Annotated in this window: 17 protein-coding genes; 9 read left to right on the top strand and 8 right to left on the bottom strand. The window is 51.7% G+C overall.

Features of this window, described 5'->3' with window-relative positions:
- Window positions 1-37: 37 nt before the first annotated feature.
- From IB286_RS06875 to holA, 6 genes are all read left to right on the top strand, one after another.
- Window positions 38-886, top strand: coding sequence for an HlyC/CorC family transporter (locus tag IB286_RS06875; protein ID WP_190763878.1), 849 nt, complete (start codon window positions 38-40; stop codon window positions 884-886).
- A gap of 96 nt (window positions 887-982) precedes the next feature.
- The gene (locus IB286_RS06870) at window positions 983-2,506 is read left to right on the top strand and encodes an FMN-binding glutamate synthase family protein (RefSeq protein WP_190763875.1); all 1,524 of its coding nucleotides are present in this window, start codon (window positions 983-985) and stop codon (window positions 2,504-2,506) included.
- Between the two features lie 90 nt (window positions 2,507-2,596).
- A complete protein-coding gene (gene lnt / locus IB286_RS06865) occupies window positions 2,597-4,072 on the top strand; it encodes an apolipoprotein N-acyltransferase (RefSeq protein ID WP_190763874.1) in 1,476 nt (491 codons plus the stop codon).
- A gap of 151 nt (window positions 4,073-4,223) precedes the next feature.
- Entirely contained in the window at window positions 4,224-6,683 is a 2,460-nt protein-coding gene (leuS, locus tag IB286_RS06860) for a leucine--tRNA ligase (protein ID WP_190763872.1), read from the top strand.
- Between the two features lie 7 nt (window positions 6,684-6,690).
- Window positions 6,691-7,218: an LPS-assembly lipoprotein LptE gene (locus IB286_RS06855; protein WP_190763870.1), complete on the top strand. Its 528-nt coding sequence runs from the start codon at window positions 6,691-6,693 to the stop codon at window positions 7,216-7,218.
- A gap of 3 nt (window positions 7,219-7,221) precedes the next feature.
- Entirely contained in the window at window positions 7,222-8,223 is a 1,002-nt protein-coding gene (gene holA / locus IB286_RS06850; protein ID WP_190763867.1) for a DNA polymerase III subunit delta, read from the top strand.
- Between the two features lie 25 nt (window positions 8,224-8,248).
- Here the strand turns inward: holA and IB286_RS06845 are convergent, their stop codons facing one another.
- Window positions 8,249-9,718 carry a RimK family protein gene (locus tag IB286_RS06845; RefSeq protein ID WP_190763865.1) on the bottom strand — a complete coding sequence of 490 codons (1,470 nt, stop codon included), beginning with the start codon at window positions 9,716-9,718 and terminating at the stop codon, window positions 8,249-8,251.
- 187 nt (window positions 9,719-9,905) lie between these two features.
- Between IB286_RS06845 and IB286_RS06840 the strand changes: the two genes are divergently transcribed.
- Complete coding sequence (locus IB286_RS06840) at window positions 9,906-11,099, top strand: peptidase C39 family protein (RefSeq protein ID WP_190763864.1); 1,194 nt, start codon at window positions 9,906-9,908, stop codon at window positions 11,097-11,099.
- Entirely contained in the window at window positions 11,096-12,397 is a 1,302-nt protein-coding gene (locus tag IB286_RS06835) for a flavohemoglobin expression-modulating QEGLA motif protein (protein ID WP_190763862.1), read from the top strand. The genes IB286_RS06840 and IB286_RS06835 overlap by 4 nt, the downstream gene beginning before the upstream one ends.
- 42 nt (window positions 12,398-12,439) lie before the next feature.
- On the opposite strand, the gene ppnP is transcribed toward IB286_RS06835, so the two are convergent.
- The 7 genes from ppnP to IB286_RS06800 form a co-directional block, all read right to left on the bottom strand.
- Window positions 12,440-12,721, bottom strand: a complete 282-nt coding sequence (gene ppnP / locus IB286_RS06830) for a pyrimidine/purine nucleoside phosphorylase (protein ID WP_190763859.1) — start codon at window positions 12,719-12,721, stop codon at window positions 12,440-12,442.
- Between the two features lie 108 nt (window positions 12,722-12,829).
- On the bottom strand, window positions 12,830-13,267 hold the full coding sequence (locus IB286_RS06825; RefSeq protein WP_190763857.1) for a type IV pilin protein: 438 nt from the start codon (window positions 13,265-13,267) through the stop codon (window positions 12,830-12,832).
- Complete coding sequence (locus IB286_RS06820) at window positions 13,264-16,833, bottom strand: pilus assembly protein (RefSeq protein WP_190763855.1); 3,570 nt, start codon at window positions 16,831-16,833, stop codon at window positions 13,264-13,266. The genes IB286_RS06825 and IB286_RS06820 overlap by 4 nt, the downstream gene beginning before the upstream one ends.
- A gap of 6 nt (window positions 16,834-16,839) precedes the next feature.
- Window positions 16,840-17,370 carry a pilus assembly PilX family protein gene (locus tag IB286_RS06815; RefSeq protein WP_190763853.1) on the bottom strand — a complete coding sequence of 177 codons (531 nt, stop codon included), beginning with the start codon at window positions 17,368-17,370 and terminating at the stop codon, window positions 16,840-16,842.
- Complete coding sequence (locus IB286_RS06810) at window positions 17,367-18,386, bottom strand: PilW family protein (protein WP_190763851.1); 1,020 nt, start codon at window positions 18,384-18,386, stop codon at window positions 17,367-17,369. The genes IB286_RS06815 and IB286_RS06810 overlap by 4 nt, the downstream gene beginning before the upstream one ends.
- A 9-nt stretch (window positions 18,387-18,395) precedes the next feature.
- On the bottom strand, window positions 18,396-18,839 hold the full coding sequence (gene pilV, locus IB286_RS06805) for a type IV pilus modification protein PilV (RefSeq protein WP_190763849.1): 444 nt from the start codon (window positions 18,837-18,839) through the stop codon (window positions 18,396-18,398).
- Window positions 18,836-19,354 carry a GspH/FimT family pseudopilin gene (locus IB286_RS06800; protein ID WP_190763847.1) on the bottom strand — a complete coding sequence of 173 codons (519 nt, stop codon included), beginning with the start codon at window positions 19,352-19,354 and terminating at the stop codon, window positions 18,836-18,838. Before IB286_RS06800 ends, pilV begins: the two co-directional genes overlap by 4 nt.
- 218 nt (window positions 19,355-19,572) lie before the next feature.
- On the opposite strand from IB286_RS06800, the gene IB286_RS06795 reads away from it, so the two are divergent.
- A complete protein-coding gene (locus IB286_RS06795; protein ID WP_190764303.1) occupies window positions 19,573-20,085 on the top strand; it encodes a GspH/FimT family pseudopilin in 513 nt (170 codons plus the stop codon).
- Window positions 20,086-20,087: the final 2 nt, after the last annotated feature.

The raw sequence follows: 20,087 nt of genomic DNA, 5'->3' as shown, positions 1-20,087 counted from the left end.
ATCCCAAATTTTACCCAAGAGGACAGCACCCAAAATCATGAGCGAAGACCGATCTAGCAACGATCCAGGCGATAAATCCTGGATCGAGCGAATTGCCCATGTATTTTCATCCGAACCCAAGACTCGCGAGGATCTTCTCGAGACCCTAGCTGCCGCTAGAGATAACGAGGTGATCGACGATGAAGCCATTAATATCGTGCAGGGCGCTGTTCATATCAGCGATATGCAAGCCCGCGAGATCATGGTTCCCAGACCGCAGATGTCTGTTCTCAAACTTGATCAGCCGCTCAGCGAACTGCTGCCCATCATTATTGATACCGGCCACTCCCGCTATCCCGTGATTGGCGACACCCTCGACGATGTTCGCGGCATTCTGCTATCAAAAGACCTGCTGCCCTTATTGTGGAAGGCCAACGACACCGACGAAATTGATATTTCCAGCGTGTTGCGGCCAGCCAAGCTGGTGCCGGAAAGCAAACGCCTAAATGTGTTGCTGCGCGACTTCCGCGAAAACCGCAACCATATGGCGATTGTTATCGACGAGTACGGCGGCGCTGCCGGCCTAATCACCATCGAAGATATTCTCGAGCAGATTGTTGGCGAGATTGAAGACGAATACGACGAAGATGACGATTTGCCGATTCGCAAAATCAGCGACAACGATTACGTGGTGCAAGCACTGACCCCAATCGAGGACTTTAACGAACACTTTGAAGCGAAACTGAGCGACGAAGAGTTCGACACCATTGGTGGATTGCTGCTGCAAGCGTTTGGGCATCTGCCCGGCCGCAACGAAGTTACCCAGCTCGACAATTTCGAGTTCCGGGTCGTTAATGCCGACAATCGCCAAATCCATTTATTGCGCATGCGCAAAATTCTGGAGTAACTCCTTTCGCAGCGGCCCAAACGGGTCGCTGCTTTTTCCGCCTCAAACTGGTTTACAATCAAAGCCATCCCACAATACCCAGAATAAGGTGGCAGGATGGATTTCCTCAACGCACTCGCTCATAACGTTATTACTTACAGCGTGCTGCTGTTTATTCTCGCCGTTGGTCTGGGCGCGCTCTATATCCTCTATCTTTATATTCGCGACACCACTCAAACCCAACATGCGGTGCGGCGCAATTTTCCGGTTATTGGGCGTTTTCGTTATTTCTTCGAGCACCTCGGCGAATTTTTCCGTCAGTATTTCTTCGCCCAAGATCGTGAGGAACTGCCCTTTAATCGCGCCCAACGTTCTTGGGTTTATCGCGCCGCAAAAAATATCGACACCACCATTGCCTTTGGCTCAACACGCCCGCTGAACCACACTAACGAAGTGTTGTTTATGAACACCGCCTTCCCAACACTCAGTCAGGATGCGGTGCACACCCACCCGGTAACCATTGGCGAAGGCTTTGCCAAACACCCTTACACCAGCTCGGCGATTTTCCATATTTCCGGCATGAGCTTTGGCGCGATTTCCAAACCGGCTATTCAAGCACTAACAAATGGCGCCCGCGAAGCCGGCATTTGGCTAAACACCGGCGAAGGTGGACTTTCGCAATGGCATAAGGAAGGTGGCTGCGATCTGGTTTTTCAAATCGGCACCGCCAAATACGGAGTGCGCGATGAACACGGCCACTTGAGCGATGCCAAACTCGCTGAGATTGCCGCCATCCCCCAAGTGCGCATGTTTGAAATCAAACTGTCTCAGGGTGCCAAACCCGGCAAAGGCGGGATTCTTCCGGGCGCCAAAGTCAGCGCCGAAGTCGCAGGCATACGCGGCATTCCAGAAGGCAAAGACTCCATCAGCCCCAACCGCCATCCCGATATCAGCAATGTCGATGAACTGCTGGATATGATCGAACATATTCGCACCGTGACTGGCAAACCGGTCGGTTTCAAAATGGTCTTAGGCGGGCCAGAGTGGCTAGACGATATGATGCGCCGTATTCACGAACGCGGCCTAGCCAGTGCACCGGACTTTATCACCCTCGACAGCACTGACGGCGGCACCGGCGCCGCACCGCAAAGTTTAATGGATTATGTCGGCCTACCCCTGCGCCTCAGCCTGCCGCTACTGGTAGACAAGCTGCACGAATACAATCTGCACACCCGTACGCGAGTGATTGCCTCCGGCAAAATGATCAACCCCGCCGAAGCGGCGTGGGCGCTTTGTGTCGGTGCCGACTTTGTGGTGAGCGCACGCGGTTTTATGTTTGCGCTGGGCTGTATTCAGGCATTGCAGTGCAATAAAAACACCTGCCCCACCGGCATCACCACCCATGACCCGGAACTACAACGCGGTCTGGTGCCAGAAAATAAAGCACTGCGGGTAAAAAATTATGCCTTGAACTTAATGCATGAAGTGGGGGTAATCGCACATTCCTGCGGCGTGAAAGAAGCGCGTTCTCTGCAACGCGAGCACGTGTATTTAATTGATGAACGCGGTGTGCCCGAGCCGCTGACTAATCGCTACCCTCACCAAGCGCCAAGAACAGAATATCTACGCGACCCACAATAATTGAGGTCGACTAGCGCCAAGCCACATATCAACGGGACAAGGTCATAATCGCTGACTAAACTAAGCCCTCTTTAACGAATTAGATTTACTATGAACCGTCTACTTGCCCTGCTCTGCGGGGCCATTACTCCTCTTGCACTGGCGCCACTGGACTGGTGGCCACTGGGCATTGTCGCCATGGCCGGGCTCGCCATCAGCTTGCGCAACGCCACGGCGAAAGAAGCCTTTTTCCGCGCATGGCTATTCGGTTTTGCCAGCTTTGCCACCGGCGTGTCATGGGTGTTTGTGGCCATGAATCACTTCGGCCAAGTCTCGGCACCGCTGGCCATTATTATGACCGGGCTGTTCTGCGCCGGCATCGGCTTGTTCACCGGCATTTTTGGATATGTGTACGCGCGTCTGATTCGCGGCCAGGCTGGTATTGACCTCCTCGGCTTCGCCGCCTGCTGGATGTTAGCGGAATGGTTACGGAGCTGGGTATTAACCGGCTTCCCTTGGTTATATCTCGGCTACGGTCACCTCAATAGTCCACTGGCCGGTTGGGCGCCGGTTATTGGTGTGCACGGTTTGAATTTTATTATTGCCCTATGTGGCGCCGCGCTGGCAAATAGTTTGCTTCCGCAAAACGATGGCTCAACAAAACTAAACCGACTTGCCCCAGTGCTGGCTTGCGCCGGCCTGTTCATCCTCGGCAGCTCGCTAAATCGTATCGAGTGGACTGAACAAAGCAGTAAATCGGCACTCACTATTGGCGGTGTACAGGGCAATATTCCCCAAGACCAAAAGTGGAACTATGACAATTATTGGGCAACATTGGAGCTATACGACAAAGCCAGCGAAGCACTGTGGCCAGAAGTGGATGTGGTGATTTGGCCGGAAGCCGCCATTCCCGCGCTTTACCATCACGCACAGCCATTCTTCGACTATATGCGCGAGCGGGCAGAAGCCAATAACGATGCGCTGATTACCGGGGTTCCCGTCAAGGAAAACGGCATCATGCACAACGCGGCAATGGTCGTCAGTGGCGGCGAAGGCATCTACCATAAACAGCGACTGGTGCCCTTTGGCGAATACGTGCCACTCGGCAGCCTGATTCGCGGGCTGATTCCGTTTTTCGACCTACCCCTATCAAGTTTTTCCCTTGGCGCCCCCGATCAATTACCCCTAACCGTCAAAGGTTGGCAATGGGCGCCCTCCATTTGCTACGAAATTGTCTACCCCGACTTGGTCGCCAACGGCGCAAAACAGGCTGACATTCTCTTTACCATCAGCAATGACGCTTGGTTTGGCCATTCACTAGGGCCTGACCAACACATGCAGATGGCGCAGATGCGCGCACTGGAAAATGGCCGCGAACTGATTCGCGTCACCGGTAGTGGCATCACCGCCACCGTCGATTACCGAGGCCGAATTCTGCAAAGCATCCCGGCGTTTACCAAGGATAATCTGATTGCCGAGGTTCATGCGCGCAGTGGCCACACGCCCTTTACTCAATATGGCTCCAATCCGGTTCTGCTATTTGGCGGCCTATTATTCGGCCTTCGATTATTAGCGGCCCGGCGCTGAGATTTCCTGCTCACAGACCGGGACGCATCCGCAGCGAGCTGCTAAAATACCGCCCTTTCGCCGCAGCTCAGCAAACCAACAGGCGCTTACGCGGCAAACCAACAGGCGCTTACGCGGCCACCGCGTTGTAATTGAGAGATCGAAATTGGCAATGGATACACACTACCGCCCCGAAGAAATTGAGCCCCGTGTTCAGGCGTTCTGGCAAGATCAAAGCAGCTTTGTTGTACAGGAAGATCCCAGCCGGGAAAAATACTACTGCCTAGCCATGTTCCCCTACCCCAGCGGCAAGCTGCATATGGGGCATGTGCGCAACTACTCCATTGCCGATGTTATTTCTCGCTATCAGCGTATGCTGGGCAAAAATGTATTGCAGCCTATGGGCTGGGATGCCTTCGGTTTGCCCGCTGAAAATGCCGCCGTTAAAAACAAAACCGCACCGGCAAAATGGACCGTAGAAAATATTGCCTATATGCGCGGCCAGCTCCAACAATTGGGCTTTGCCTACGATTGGCAGCGCGAACTGGCCACCTGCAAACCTGACTACTACCGTTGGGAACAGTGGTTCTTTACCCGCCTGTATGAAAAAGGCTTGGTCTACAAAAAAACCTCAGCGGTAAACTGGTGTCCGGTCGATGAAACCGTACTCGCCAACGAGCAGGTTATCGACGGCTGTTGCTGGCGTTGCGACACCCAAGTTCAGCGCAAAGAAATTCCCCAGTGGTTTATCAAAATCACCGATTACGCCGATCAATTATTGGCTGACCTCGACCAGTTAGATGGCTGGCCGGAACAGGTCAAAACCATGCAACGCAACTGGATTGGCCGTTCGCAAGGCGTACAAATGCGCTTCGATCTGGCTGCACCTGTCGGCGAGCACGATCACTTTGAGGTCTACACCACTCGCCCAGACACCTTAATGGGCGTGACCTATGTCAGCTTGGCGGCAGAGCACCCCATCAGCCTGCTGCTGGCACAAAACAATCCCGAACTAAAAGCGTTTATTGAGGAATGCCGCAATAGCTCCGTGGCCGAAGCCGATATGGCAACCATGGAGAAAAAAGGCATGGCCGCAGGCATTACCGCCAAACACCCCATTACCGGTGAGCCTGTTCAAGTCTGGATCGCCAACTATGTGTTGATGGACTACGGTTCAGGTGCGGTGATGGCAGTACCTGCTCACGACCAACGCGACTACGAATTTGCCCAGAAATACCAATTGCCAATCAAGCAGGTGATTGCCCCCAGCAATGGCGAAGCGATTGATCTGGAAAAAGCGGCGTTCACTGAAAAAGGCATCTTGGTAAACTCAGCCAACTTTGACGGCTTGGATTTTAGCGCCGCCATTGACGCCATTGCCCAAACCCTTGCCGACGCCAATAAAGGCCGCGTGACCACCAATTTCCGCCTGCGCGACTGGGGGGTTTCTCGCCAGCGTTACTGGGGCGCGCCCATCCCGATTTTCAATCTGCCAGAAGGCGGTGAAATTCCAGTTCCCGCTAATAAGCTGCCGATTCTGCTGCCTGAAGATGTAGAAATGGACGGCGTACAATCGCCTATTAAAGCCGACCCAAGCTGGCGCGTTGACGAGCTAAATGGCGAGGCTGTTGAGCGCGAAACCGACACCTTCGATACCTTTATGGAGTCGAGCTGGTACTACGCGCGCTTCACCTGTCCCGATTTTGAAGACGGCATGCTCGACCCCGAGCGCGCCAATTACTGGCTGCCAGTCGACCAATATGTCGGCGGCATCGAACACGCCATTCTGCACTTGCTGTATTCACGCTTCTTCCACAAATTGATGCGCGACGAAGGCTTGGTGAATTCCGATGAACCCTTCAAGCAATTGCTATGTCAGGGCATGGTGCTAAAAGACGGCTCCAAAATGTCCAAATCCAAGGGCAATACCGTCGACCCACAAGCCTTGATCGAACAATACGGTGCCGATACCGTGCGCTTGTTCATCATGTTTGCCGCACCGCCAGAACAAAGTCTGGAATGGTCAGACAGCGCCGTAGAAGGCGCCAATCGTTTTCTGCGTCGCCTGTGGAAACAGGTACAAACCCATGTTGAAGCCGGCACTGCACCCGCGCTAAATACCACTGATCTCAATGAAGCTCAGCAGGATTTACGCCGCAAAACCCATGAAACTATTGCCAAAGTTAGCGATGATTTCGGCCGCCGCCTGACCTTCAATACCGCCATTGCCGCAGTAATGGAATTGGTCAACGATATCTCCCGCTTCGAACGTCAGAATGAACAAGATCTGGCCGTAGAACGCGAAGCGCTGGAAACTGCCGTACTGTTGTTGGCGCCGATTGTGCCGCATATCTGCCACCAACTTTGGCAGGAACTAGGCAATAGCAACGCCATTATTGATGCACATTGGCCCAGCACCGATGAAGCCGCACTGGTGCGCAACACCATCGAGATGGCTGTTCAGGTCAACGGTAAAGTACGCGCCAAAATTCAGGTGCCTGCAGAGGCCGACGCCGAGACCATTAAAGCTATGGCCAAGGCTCAGGAGAACGTGCAGAAATTCCTTGAGGGTGTCACTATTCGCAAGGAAATTGTTGTGCCCCAGAAACTGGTCAATATTGTTGCAAACTGAGCTGAGCATGGGACTTTCGAAAACCGTTAAATTTGTACTTTGCGCCTGCCTTTGCAGCTTGCTTCTTAGCGGTTGCGGTTTTGCGCTGCGCGGCAGCGCCGCTATTCCCATGCAACTACAACCCATTTATGTGAGCAGCGCCGTCGAGAGCCAAGAATTTGCACAGTCGATTCGGCGTCAATTAGAGATCAATAATATTGCGGTTAGCTCCCATGCCAGTGAAGCCAGACTGCGCGTTGAAATCGAACTCATGAAACCACAGCGCCGCAGTACCGCATTGGATTTTGAAGCTCGCGACGCCGAATACGAGTTGTTTGAACGCTGCGAACTGATTCTTAGTGATGGCAGCGGCAAAATGTTGCGCGGCCCGCGTGTACTGGAACAACGCCGCTTGATTGTAAACGACACCGACAACCCGGTTGGCGAGCAAACAGAATCCAGTATTGTGCGAGCAGAAATGCTAGAACAGCTCAGTATTCAGGCCGTGAAGCAAGTAGAATACTGGGTTGCCCGACTGAACGAGAGCCAACCCTGAGCCATGCGCCTGCAAGCGGAAAAGCTCAAATCCCACCTAAGCAATTCACTACTGCCAGCCTATTTGGTTAGCGGCGATGAACTGTTATTGGTGCAGGAATGCTGCGATGCTATCCGCAGAACCTGTCGCGACAACGATATTCTCGAGCACGACATTCTCGAAGTAGATCGCTACTTCGACTGGAATCAGTTACTGGAAGCAGGCCAAAACCTTTCCCTGTTTGGCGACCGCAAACTGATCGAGTTACGCCTTGGCGGCGCCAAGATGGATCAGAAAAGCTCCGCCGCCCTGCAACAATATCTCGAGCTATCTGACGGCAGTAATATTTTGCTGATTAGCTGCGAACGCATGGACAAGCGCAGCATGAGCAGCAAGTGGGTAAAAGCCGTTGATGAGATCGGCGGCGTTATTCAAGTATGGCCGGTGGAGCGGCGCCATCTCGGCGGTTGGATCAATCAGCGCTTAAAAGAAAATGGCCTCAGTGCTGACCGTGAAGCCTGTGAGTTATTGGCAGATCGGGTGGAAGGTAATTTATTAGCGGCCAATCAGGAAATTCAAAAACTCAAAGTCTTGCTGGGCGAGCAGCATATCAATGCCGAAATGGTCGCCCGTGCTGTGAGCAGCAATGCCCGCTACGATATTTTCAAATTAATTGACGCCGCCCTAGCCGGAAAAAGCGGCGATGCGCTGACCATGTATCACAGCCTGATCGCCGAAGGTAATGAAGAAATCGCCATGCTCGGCGCAATCAGCCGCGAGCTGCGCAACCTTTACCAGTGTGCGTGGCAAATAGAACAAGGTAACGGTATTGAGCGCGTCTTGGATAATGCCCGAGTGTGGGATAACCGCAAGGCGCTGTATAAAGCTGCACTGCGGCGTTTCAATAGCCAACGACTTACCACCCTGCTGAAAAAAGCCACCCACATTGATGCAGCTCAGAAAGGCCAAAGCCCAGACAGCCCCGGCCTATTATTCAGCGAGTTAGTCTTGGAGTTCTCTAGTTAAGAAAGCTAACTAAGAAAGCTCGCCATCATCTGCCCCGCTTTTCCATACGCTGTAAAAACACTTCCATCACCGAGTGATACAGGCCCTCGCCCATAAACTTGTCTTCTACGCCCGCATCAATACTGGGGTTATCGTTGACTTCAATCACCACCACACGATCATCTTTCTGTTTCAGATCGACGCCATAAAATCCATTGCCGATTAGGCGGCAGGCTTTCACCGCCGCATCAATCACCTTGCGCGGCACCTCGTAGGTCGGCATGGTTTCAAAGCCACCAGACTTTGCTGCCCCGCTGCCGTGTTTATAAATCTGCCAGTGATTGCGCACCATAAAATAACGGCAGGCATACAAAGGCCGACCATCTAACACGCCAATCCGCCAATCGTAATCGGTGTACATATATTCCTGCGCTAATAGCAGCGCCGATTTTTCCAGCAGGCGTTCACTTTCCAGCGCCAACTCCTCAGGATTATTGACCTTAACCACCCCGCGAGAAAACGAACCGTCGGGCACTTTTAATACAATAGGAAAACCCAAGGTCTCACTGATGCGTTCCAACTCACCAGCTTTTTCCGCCCGCAAAAATTCGGTTTTGGGAATCGGCACTTTATTGCTGCTGAGTAAGTCCGCCAAAAAGATTTTATTGGTACAACGTAAAATAGATGCGGAATCATCCAGCACCACCAAGCCTTCAGCCTCCGCTTTTTTGGCAAAGCGATAGGTATGGTGATCCACCGCTGTGGTTTCGCGAATAAACAATGCATCGTATTCCGCAATACGCGTGTAATCGCGCTTGGTGATCATCTCTGCGGAAATCCCCAAACTCGCCGCGGCCTTAATAAACCGCTTGAGTGCCACGCCATCACTGGGCGGCAGTTTTTCTTCCGGATCGACCAAAATAGCCAAATCATAACGCAGGGTTTTACGTGCCTTAGGCGCGCGCCACATCTTGCGACTGAAGGCTTCAAAACGCCGAGCGAAGGCTTCTTGTTCCGCAACAGCTTTTAGTGCTTTAAGTCCGACCGGTGTAATTTTTCGGATTTGCCAACCAGACTTATAAACCAACTCAATTTCAGCCAATGGCAGTGGGAAACGCTCAAAAACAGCGCGACAAAGCGGTTCCAGCTCAGGTTCTAAACAATCGCCAAACCAACAACGAAACCGCCGCTTAGCGCCTTCCTCACCGGCCACCAACTTGGATAACACCAACTCCAAACCCTGCCACTGAATAGCAGAAAGGGATTTTTTAGACAGCTCACTAAGGGTTTTGACCGAGGGCAATACATTGTGGCCCCGCGCTTCCGCCAATAGAGAGCAATAATAGCCTGTGCCCAAATACCGGTAAGAGCGACACAAATTAATCAGGCGCACACGCTCATTACGATTTTTTTCAGTACCCGATTCCAAGTAGGTATCAAAGCTGATGACATCCTGACTTGGGTAATACGGCGACCAGTCTTTCAGCTCATCCAACACAACATAAAAACGCGACATATTGCGGCCTCCCGAGCCGACTTGATAGCACTGCTAGCCAGTGCTTGATGGGGAAATTGTGGGGCTAAATGACGCCTCCAGCAATATCTTTAAACTCGGTGGTTTTTGCTAAAAAAACGGATTGTAGAACTGAAATCAGTGGAGTTATTATCGGGCTTGGCGCTCACTCACTCGCGCCGGAGTTGCTATGCCAAAGGCCCAACCAAAATCCCTGTCCACCCCAGCCGACACCGAATCACAACAGGCCTTACTGGCAAAGACCGGGGCCGCCGAATTGCGGCTAGCAACACTGAATGATCTACCCTCACTGCTACACATTGAGCAATCATGTTTCAATTCTGACCGACTTTCCAAACGCAGCTTTCGCGGCTTGATAAAGCCCGGCGCGCACAAATTACTGGTTCTGGAAACCGGCGGTGCAGTGGCCGGTTATAGTCTATTGTTGTTTCGGCGTGGCACTAGTTTGGCACGCCTGTATTCCATTGCCATTCACCCCGATTACAGAGGCAAGGGATTTGCCAAAACACTACTTTTGGCCTCGGAAACCGCCGCAAAGGAACAGGGCTCTGTTTTTCTGCGGCTGGAAGTGAATGAATGCAACCAAGCAGCCATCGCTCTCTATGAACAATTAGCCTATCGAAAATTCGACCGGGTTGAAGACTATTATGAAGACGGTGGCACCGCACTGCGTTATGAAAAACGCTTGAGTCAAAGGGCGGAAATTCGTGCCACTCTCGCACCGGATTATTACGCACAGACCACCGAATTTACCTGCGGCCCGGCATCCCTGATGATGGCGATACACGACCTAAATCCTGCCTACGCCATGACCCGCAGCGAAGAATTGGGTATCTGGCGTGAAGCCACCACCATTTTTATGACCAGTGGTCACGGCGGTTGCTCTCCCCACGGCCTTGCGCTGGCCGCATTGCAACGAGGTTTCCGCAGTACCCTGTATATCAATACCGCCGACACTCCTTTTCGCGACAGTGTACGTGATCCCCAAAAACGGGAAGTCATTGATCTGGTCCATCAAGATTTTCTGCAGGAAATGCAACAGCAAGGATTGCCGATAGAAATTAATCCGCTCGGCCCTGCACAATTTAAATCGCTGCTGGAAAGCCATGAACATATTATCGCCCTAATAAGCACCTGGGCACTGGATCGCAATCGGGCACCTCACTGGGTGTATATTCGCCGCAGCGATGCTCAGTTTGTTTACATTAACGACCCAGACAATCGCGATGCTCCCTGGCCCTCAGACAGTGACTACCGTCATGTTCCTATTCCCCTAGATGCCTTTATCAGTATGGCCAGCTTTGGCCGCAGCCGTTTACGCTGCTTGCTAGTGATTCACCCCGGAGATAAACAAACCCAGTGAGTATTTCAGAACAATACAAAACCAGCCTCCGCGAACTCTCCGACGAGTTGATTGCGATCCAGAAACCCATTCTGATTTTGGATGCCATCAAGTGGCCACAGGAATATGAAAACCGTTTTTTGGCTAACAGCGGTAAGCGCCTGCCAGATATAGATGCCGCGTTTTATCAGGCAAAAAACCCCTTAGCTTTCGATCCGAAAACCAAGCGTGAAGAGCTGATTTCCCTACGGCATAAAATTGAAAAGCGCCTTGGCAAGCACGATGCCCTCGCGAAAATGTTGTGTGACACCACCGCTCAATATGAAGTGGTAATCGATATGCTGACCCAGCGCGGCCACCGCGGCTTTATGGATGCCAGCCGGCAATTATATGGTTCTGCCAGAGAACATTTGCGCGGCGATAAACTCACCCTTATTGAAATGGGGCAGCGCCTCTGTGAGATTTTCTCGCTGCCAGCAGCCGGGCATCTCAGCGCACATTACAGCGTTGATATTCCGGCCACTGAAGCGGTGAAGCAGTTGCAAGATCGCCTGCAGCATTTTTTTCACGACAGTAATTTCACTGTACGCGAAACCGACGGCATTGTTTCCGATGCCGCCGCCGGTGGCGATTGCATCAAGGTCAATACCCACGCCAGCTTTTCCAGCTTGGACATTAGAGTATTAGAGGTTCACGAAGGCTGGGTGCATGTTGGCACCACACTTAATGGCCGCAATCAGCCTTGGGCAACCTGGCTAAGCGTAGGATCACCGCGCATTACCGCGCTACAAGAAGGTTTGGCGGTGCTCATTGAAACGCTAACGTTCAGCTCCTATCCCGGTCGCGCCCGCAAAATCAGCGACCGGGTAGTGGCCATTGATATGGCCGAACAAGGCGCAGATTTTATTGAGGTCTATCGCCACTTTGTTGAGCAGGGCCTAACGCCAAAACAGAGTTATAAAATTGCCCAGCGGGTTTTCCGTGGCGGTGATGTCAGTGGTGGTAGCTGTTTCACCAAGGATTTGTCTTACGTGAAGGGATTTGTCGAGACGGTGAACTTTATTCGCAGCACCATTCTGTCTGACCTGCCGCAATTGCTGCCCTTACTGTTTGTCGGCAAGATCGCGCTGGACGATCTTCCCGCCCTGTACGAGTACCAACAACTCGGCGTGATTGCTCCACCACGCTACCTACCGCCCATGTTCCAAGACTTGAATGGCCTGTATGTGTGGTTTGGTTTTTCCAGCGGGATGTCGGCGGTAAATCTGGAGAGTATTCAGCAGCACTTTAAGGTGCTATTTCAGCACCTTAAAGTCTGAGAGGAAGAGGCTTAAGCTGTAAATGCCTTAACCATAAGTACCTTATCCATAAATACAGAGATAGGCAGTATTAACGGCGACTTTCAGGTCAAAACCGCTATTGGCAGGCACATCAAAACCCTGACCAGCCGCAAAGGTTTGCCATTCAGTTTGGCCGGGAAGTAATACAGTCAGCGCACCGCTAACCACTTCCATGCGCTCGGCCGCTTCAGTACCAAAATGGTACTCACCGGGAGCCATTACGCCCACTGAAGCGGGTTTGTCCGCCGTAGCGAAACCCAAGGACTGAACATTATTGTCGAAATAGGTATTGTGTTTGATCACGCGGAAAACTCCTGAATCAGATAAACAAATTTTCGCGCGGATCATACTTGGCAGAAGCGGCTTTGACCAGTGCCGCTAACATTAGCCAGTACCGCTAGCGGCGGCCAACTATCGACGCCAACACTGCGCCACCGATTTACTGGCATCAACCAAACCATTTTCTCCAGTTTCATCAAAGGTTAAATCACCGCATTCATCGGCACTCATCACGCCAGTACGGGTCGCCCTCAGGGTAAAACTATTCGCGTCGGGGGTACCAGAGGCCGCAATGGTGTAATACGCCGTGCCATTCTCCGGCACTTTACTGGGAAAAACGCTGGGTAAAGTACTGCCACCCGCCGTGGTGGTATAACGTCCATTTGTGGAATAGTAACGCTCCAGTGCTTGAGCGCCGGTCATCAAAGCATTAGCAGCTTCATTGCGGCGCGAAGCCGCCACCTGCTCTCTATAACTGGGATACGCAACAGCGGCCAAAATACCGACAATGGCGACCGTCACCATAAGCTCAATCAGGGAGAACCCCCTGTTTATCCCACGGGAATTCATCGCAACTGTCTCCATGATTGACGTCCAACATTACCCAGTCCACGGCCTTTTTCCGTGATGACATTCATCGAACCATCACTACCCGATGTGAATTTATATTCCACTTCACCTGAGGCAATAATCCCCGGCGTTTTGATCATTTCTTCATAGCCCATGCCGCTGATTGGGTAGTACACCCCATCGATAAGCACCATATCGTTTTCATCGACAATGCCATCGCCATTCGCATCCAGCACCGGCTGTTCAATACGGCCACCGGTTTCAGCATCAATTTCCATCAACCAGCTACGTCCACCGACACCACACAGGCTTTCATTGGGAATAATCGTGGTAAAGATAATACGACCATCGCGCAGCAATGGCCGCGAGACAGAGCGTTCGCCCTCCACTCCGTTTACCGGCGAGATTAAATCGAGATACCAACCATTTTGAGGACGACTCCCCGCGCCGTTATTACTCACAACCCGAATGGGATCTTCCGTTTCCGCACCGCTCCCTAAGGTCGCCCTACCCTCATAAATAATGGTTTGTTCTAGCAAGCTACTTTTGGCGACAACAGCACCATTATCTCGAATGCCGTAAAAGCTCTGAACTTGGGGGGAAGAAGAGGCGTGGGAATCGGACTCCATGATGTAGCGTCCGGTGCCAAAATAAACCATATAACCGCCGTCTTTGTGACGCCCTACGGTGGGCCGGGCTGTAATCGGCTGCGAATTTCCGTCATCGTCCACCGCCTTAAATAACGGAGTAGGAACACCACCGGTATTGTAGGCAACACCCCAGTTGGCAATGGAGTCGCCGCTAAGATCGAATTTCCAGAGATTGCCACCAAGGTCACCGGCGTAAACATAATCGGTAATGCGGTCGCCATTAACATCAACGGGCACCGCAGTACTCAATCCGCTTTTAACGCCACCAACGCCAGTATCGATGGCTTTAATTAATTGCCCAGTGGCGGCATCAAGGATAAATACCTTACCGGTATCGCCCGACTGGTAACCATTTCCGAAAATCACCACCCATTTATTGCCCGCCTTGACCTTGATAACGGAAGGCTCACTAAAGCTATATCCCAGTTTATCGCTGGCATCTGAAGCGGTGGCAAACTCCCACATAAAATCATTTTTACTAAACGCAGTGGGATTACTAACATCAAGGGCATAGACCGAGCGTCCACCCGCTCCCAGCCCGGCAACCAGAATCGACTTCCACTGCCCACCGAGATAGGCATCGCTCACTTTTACCGGGCCGTCCACATAGAAGCGATGGGAATAATCCAGTTCAGCCAAGTCCGGCAGTGCGGAGAACACCCCAGCCGGAATAAACGCCAGTTTCTCCTCCCCGGTTTTAGCGGCAAAACCGTGCAACATGCCGTCATTCCCTCCCACATATAACATCGGGGTTCTGCTCGCTTTCGCGCTCATAAACGCGTCGTAGCTACTTCCTTCAACACCGGCTAACTGGGCGTAGCCAAAGTTGTCACTACTGTTCGAAAAGAAGGGATCGGAATTAATAATATCGCCCAATACTCTGAGTCGTGGCCGAAAATCCACGCCTTCGTTACTGCGGTCGCCACGAAGCCAATCGATAAGACTTTTACCCTCTTTAGGCGGACCACCATTACGCAATATCTGCTGTTGCTCATGGGAGAAGCTGGACCAGTTATCGCTTGCAAACTCAATGGCGGTGGTGAGCAGTTGGCCGGCATCACCCTCAGAGGTAATAATATTTCTCAGCTCATAGGCCGGCAGCCCTCTCTGATCGGTATCCCAGGCGACGCTGTCTATCTGTCCATTTGGCTGTAAGGAAAATGCCTGAATACGCCCTACCCATTCCAAGCTGTCAAAACTGGCCTGAAAAACCAGCGAGTCGGATTCAAGACGGCGCGAACTGGCCGCCACTGACGCGGAAGAAGACTTACTTTCGCTGGCAATGCTATTGAGTGTCGCGGATAGCTGCTTAGCAAATAAAACGGGATCAGCGGCGCTGAAATACCCCCCTCGGCTATTCACCCCGGCATGGAGCAGGTCATCAATCTTGTGCTCCCCCCTTGTCCAGGGATCAGGCCATTCAATGGACTCGCCGGTATGGATTGCGGCAAAAGCTTCCTTAGGATCAATCACCCCCTCAACACCGAAGCCCACACCGTAGGTGGTCATATGCTGCCAAAAGGCCGGATTGGTTTTAGTCACCGAAACTTCATTGGGCATATCGGGCCGAAGATCAATTTTCCAGTAATACATGGCCACATCGGCCAAGGTCAGATTGCGGTCATCGGTAAACGGCGACACCGCTTTGTAAATGTATTGCTCTCCATTTGGTGCAATGTGGGGAGGATAGGGAGAACCATCATTTCCATCTGTGCCATCGTTATTATCTGCCGCGCCCCCGCTGGGATTAGGGCCACCCCAGAAGCCATCCGTCATCAAAATGGAATAGTTACGACGGCAGGCCAATTGCTCCTCACTACTGGCCACCCCCGGTGTATCGCTCCAAGGGCCCTTACTGTCGCGGCGCATAAAATACTGCCCCACCTCATCCAAAGGCCTACGCAATGGCGTGCCCATATAAGGAATAGGACGGTTATAAAGTGAGTTAAAAAAAGTCTCTCGGCCACTGCCGCTAAATTCACGCACCCCATCTACGATGGCGACCGCACTCTCGCCATCAACATTCGATGTGCCCTTATTGATGGCGGTAAAGCCCACCCGAATATCACTACCCTGCTCGGCAAACGCAAAACCGGTACCGGCTCGAGCTGTACCAATACGCGCACGGTAGTAGGTATACCAGTTGGCGAAGTTCTGCATTTCTTCATCGTAGGTGCAGCTTCCGTCCTTTTTCTTAACGCAGTCAGTGCGATTTTCTCGGCCATGACCGGAATAGGTATTGCCATGCCGAATTTCGACTTTTTCATAGCTGTCCCAAAGCCAGGGATCACTGCTTGAATCGCTCAGCCAAAAGTAGGTCGCAGGCCAAAAGACTTTATTTGCCGCCGTTATTTGGCAAGTATCGGAAGGCTGGCAGTCGTACCACCGAACGCCATTAAAGTTTTCATTATCCTCGGTCAGATTGCGGCAGGATGCCTTCCACGTATTGGTGTTATTCCGCGTAGGGTTGTGCCAGGCACAGCGTGGATTAGCATCGGGGAAATAACTGCCATCCGCCTTAATCCAAGGGGTATAGGTCACGCTGGGGTTGTAGTAAATAAAATTAATTTGAGGCGACCGACTGCGCGCATTATAGGGCGAGCCATCGTCTACCGTGGGCACCCGATTGGGATAATCCCAGGTACTCATATAGATATTGTTCGCGCGGGGAAAAAGATAAACACTGGCCCCGTACATAATGCCATCGGGGATAAATTCAAAGTGCATCGACACCGAATCATCCAGAATATACATAATATTCGGCGATACCGACTGGGTTAAAAACAACGGTACTTGGGCGACCGTTTCCTCGCCCTGTGACCACGCCCCGCTTGGATTAAGGCAAAGTAGAGCAAGAAGACATTGTGCCAGCGTAGTATTGATTTTCGAGAGCGAATCCTTTCGCGGCTGTTTCATCCTTGTTTACTCCTCTCGCCGATAGGTGGTACTTAGCACCACCATGCTGCGGTCGCTGGCACCAAAGCCACGCGCAATAATCCGGTAATACCCGACTCCAGGAATTGCCATGTCCGCATCGAGTACTTCGTTATGAACCTGATCTGCAGCCATACGCTGGATAATAAATTCCGGTTGCTTCGCTGCGTTTTCATTGAAATTATTCATGGCTTGCCAACCTTCCGAGTGGTAATCCTTCCAGTCTGGGCTTGAGCACCCCGACCGACTTTGACTTCCGCCGGCACAGGACTCGTACATTCCATTGCTTCCATCAAAGGGACCAACCGTATTGCCATCTAACACAAGTTCAGCATCTCTAAGCGCCGCTTCTGCAGCTTGAAATGCCAAATTAGTTTCCTTGGCATTGCCCGCCATACGTTCCTGCAAGGTCGCACTTTGCATCGCTTCGGAAGCGATAATGGTGATGATTAACATCAATACCAGGCACACCAATAAAGCCATACCGTTTTGAAGCTGACTAGGACGCTCAACAATCATGGCAAGGTATTCCTGATAGAAAAAACATTGGTGTATACCCGGCGCATCCGGCCATCACTCACATCAAGCGATTCACCCGCTGCCGAGATAAAATTTTGTCCAGCGCCGTTCACCGCGGCGCTATTGCTGCTTACCATCTGCAGCCGGACTTTAACGCTAAGCACGCGCTCCCAATCAGCAACGTCATCTGCCGACAAGTATTCATCAACGGCCCGGTCGCCATTGTTATCCACCCCCAACTCCAACTGCATATCCTCAACCCCTTCCAGCAGCTCAATAGCCTGCCCAGTTACGCCGGCAGATCCGGCAAGTCGGCGCTGCACATACAGGCTGTTAATGGCACTACCTCGGTGGGTTTTGCGACCGCTGTCGCGAATGAAAAAATCCAGGTTTTCTAAGGCAAAAACTTCAGAGTCTTCACCGTAAGTATTGGACAGGCGGTTATCAGAATTCAGCGCGCCCTGCTCGTAGGTAAACTTTGTCTCCCCCTCTCCCGCCGCCTTGGGAGTATTGGTCACACGAAAAACATCAGCCCTCTCACAATCGGAAACCACAAGAAAATCGCCTTGTTTAAACCCCGCCGAATTATCTTCAACACGAATGCTTGAAAGGTCGGCAGCAAGATCGCCAGTAATACGAATGGAGTTATTAGAACCGCGTTTGATACGAAGAACATCGGTCTCGTTCACGGCATCGAAGGCGTTTTCATCGCCGACATTATTTTCAACAATAAGCGAAGACCCCCGAGTGAAATCCGCTTCCGAATCCGGTAGCGCGATGGAACTTGCCTCAATATTCGCCAGGGTATTACAGCCGAGATAACCCGCCATGCGTAGCTCTTTACCAATAAAGTGCATGGAAAACCGCGCATTTTCCTGGTTTTGAGAAAGCGCATCCTGCACATTGTCACTAACCCGACTGGCGATCAGCACCTGTGAAACGGCGAGAGTCAGTAACACGCCGATGGTCATTGAAATCATCAACTCGACCAGCCCGAATCCTTTTACACTCTTCATCGCCGACACCTATAAACGAGTGATAAAGGTAAAGGATTCCGCATTGCCAGAATCCGCTTCACGACTTGCCGAGACGCGTTTCTCGTCCCACTGCACAACAATGGTAAAAGTGTTGCCGTCGCGGCTTATGCCACCGTCACCCAGAGGTAAGCGGCTTTGCAATTCACTCACCCACTCCTGTAAATCGAGTTGGAAAATTTCATCGCCATCTGGAGCGTCAGAATCCAGCTCTAAGTCGTAGTTGCCTGAAAGCGCATCAGGACGATTCGCTCGCATACGGTCAGAAATATCACTGGCAAGAAATACTGCCGTTGAACGGCTATTCGCGGTTTGGTTGAATTTAACTGCGTTCATTTGCAGCAATGCGGCACCCAACACGCCCACGGCAGACACCAACACCGCGACCATCACTTCGATCAAGCTAGTACCAGCTTGCTTGTAATATCTGCTCATGAACAGACCCTCTCAGTAGTACTGAGTAGGCCGCTTAAATTCAGGGTTAAATTTCTATCAAGCGAGCAAACTTCCGGAGAGCTACGGTATTGAAGAGAGATTTCGGCAACGCCGCCGAGAAACCCCTCACTACTAAAATTAAATTTATCCACGGGGCTGCCAGAACGGCTTACTAAAATAGCGGCATGGCTACTAATCGCGCTTTGCGTTTTTAGGGTTTCACCGCTATCCAACTCGCCGTTGCCATTTTCATCAATCCAGCTCTGCCAACCCTCCGACCAAGAATCAGCAATAGGAGAAATATTAACGACCTGTCCACGGGCGATCGCCTCAGCGCGAGCAGCGGCAATAAAGCGCGACAAACTCCGCACCTCGGCATGGGCGCGTGAACTGACAATGAAGTCTTGCATATTGGGAACGGCGATCGTGGCTAGAATACCCAGTACCGAAATCACTACAATGAGTTCGATAAGAGTGAATCCCGCCACCCGTTCTGGGGGGAGATGACAATCCATGTCCGCTATCCTTAGCATTATAAGAAGCGCAGATTTTAAGCCGCACTTTCCTAGTTACTTTTTTATTCTAACGCCCTGTTAGAAGAATGCAAAATACGCACTTACAACCATCCGCCAGCAAGCCTTACATTCGCGAACTCTTGTGAATTAGTCTACATACTAAATTAGCGATATATTTTCTACGTTAGCTCTGCGTTAGCACTCATGGAAAGGATGCCATGCAAACTCAAAAGGGAACGACCCTCATCGAACTTATCGTTGCGCTCTGCGTCATTGCCATACTGAGTCTTGTCGGCGTACCAGCGTTTTCCGAGTTTATTTCAGAACATAAGCAGCGCAGTGTCGCGCAATCCCTACAGCGGGCGCTTAACCACTCTCGTGCAATGGCTATTTATCACCAGCAACCGGTGACCCTATGGAATATTAATGGGAGCTGGCAGGGCAAGCTGGAGATGTTTCTCGATACCGACGGCAATGGCGAAAAGGCTGATGAAGAAGCGGTTTTGCGAACAATAACGACCCACAGCGATATTAATATTCTAGGGAATCGTCATCTGAAAAAAGCTGTCACCTATTATCCCGATGGCAGCGCGCGGCGCCCCTCGGGAGCATTTCAAACGGGCACGTTGACGATTTGCCGAGCGGGAGAGCCGGGAATCACCGAGCTGGTTCTCAGTATTGGCGGCCGACTAAGAAGGGAGTACGACGCGAGCGAAGTCTGCGAGGAGTAGCG

Source organism: Spongiibacter pelagi, from assembly GCF_014705705.1.
Taxonomy (GTDB): Bacteria; Pseudomonadota; Gammaproteobacteria; order Pseudomonadales; family Spongiibacteraceae; genus Spongiibacter; species Spongiibacter pelagi.
This window is presented reverse-complemented; position numbering and strand designations above follow the sequence as displayed.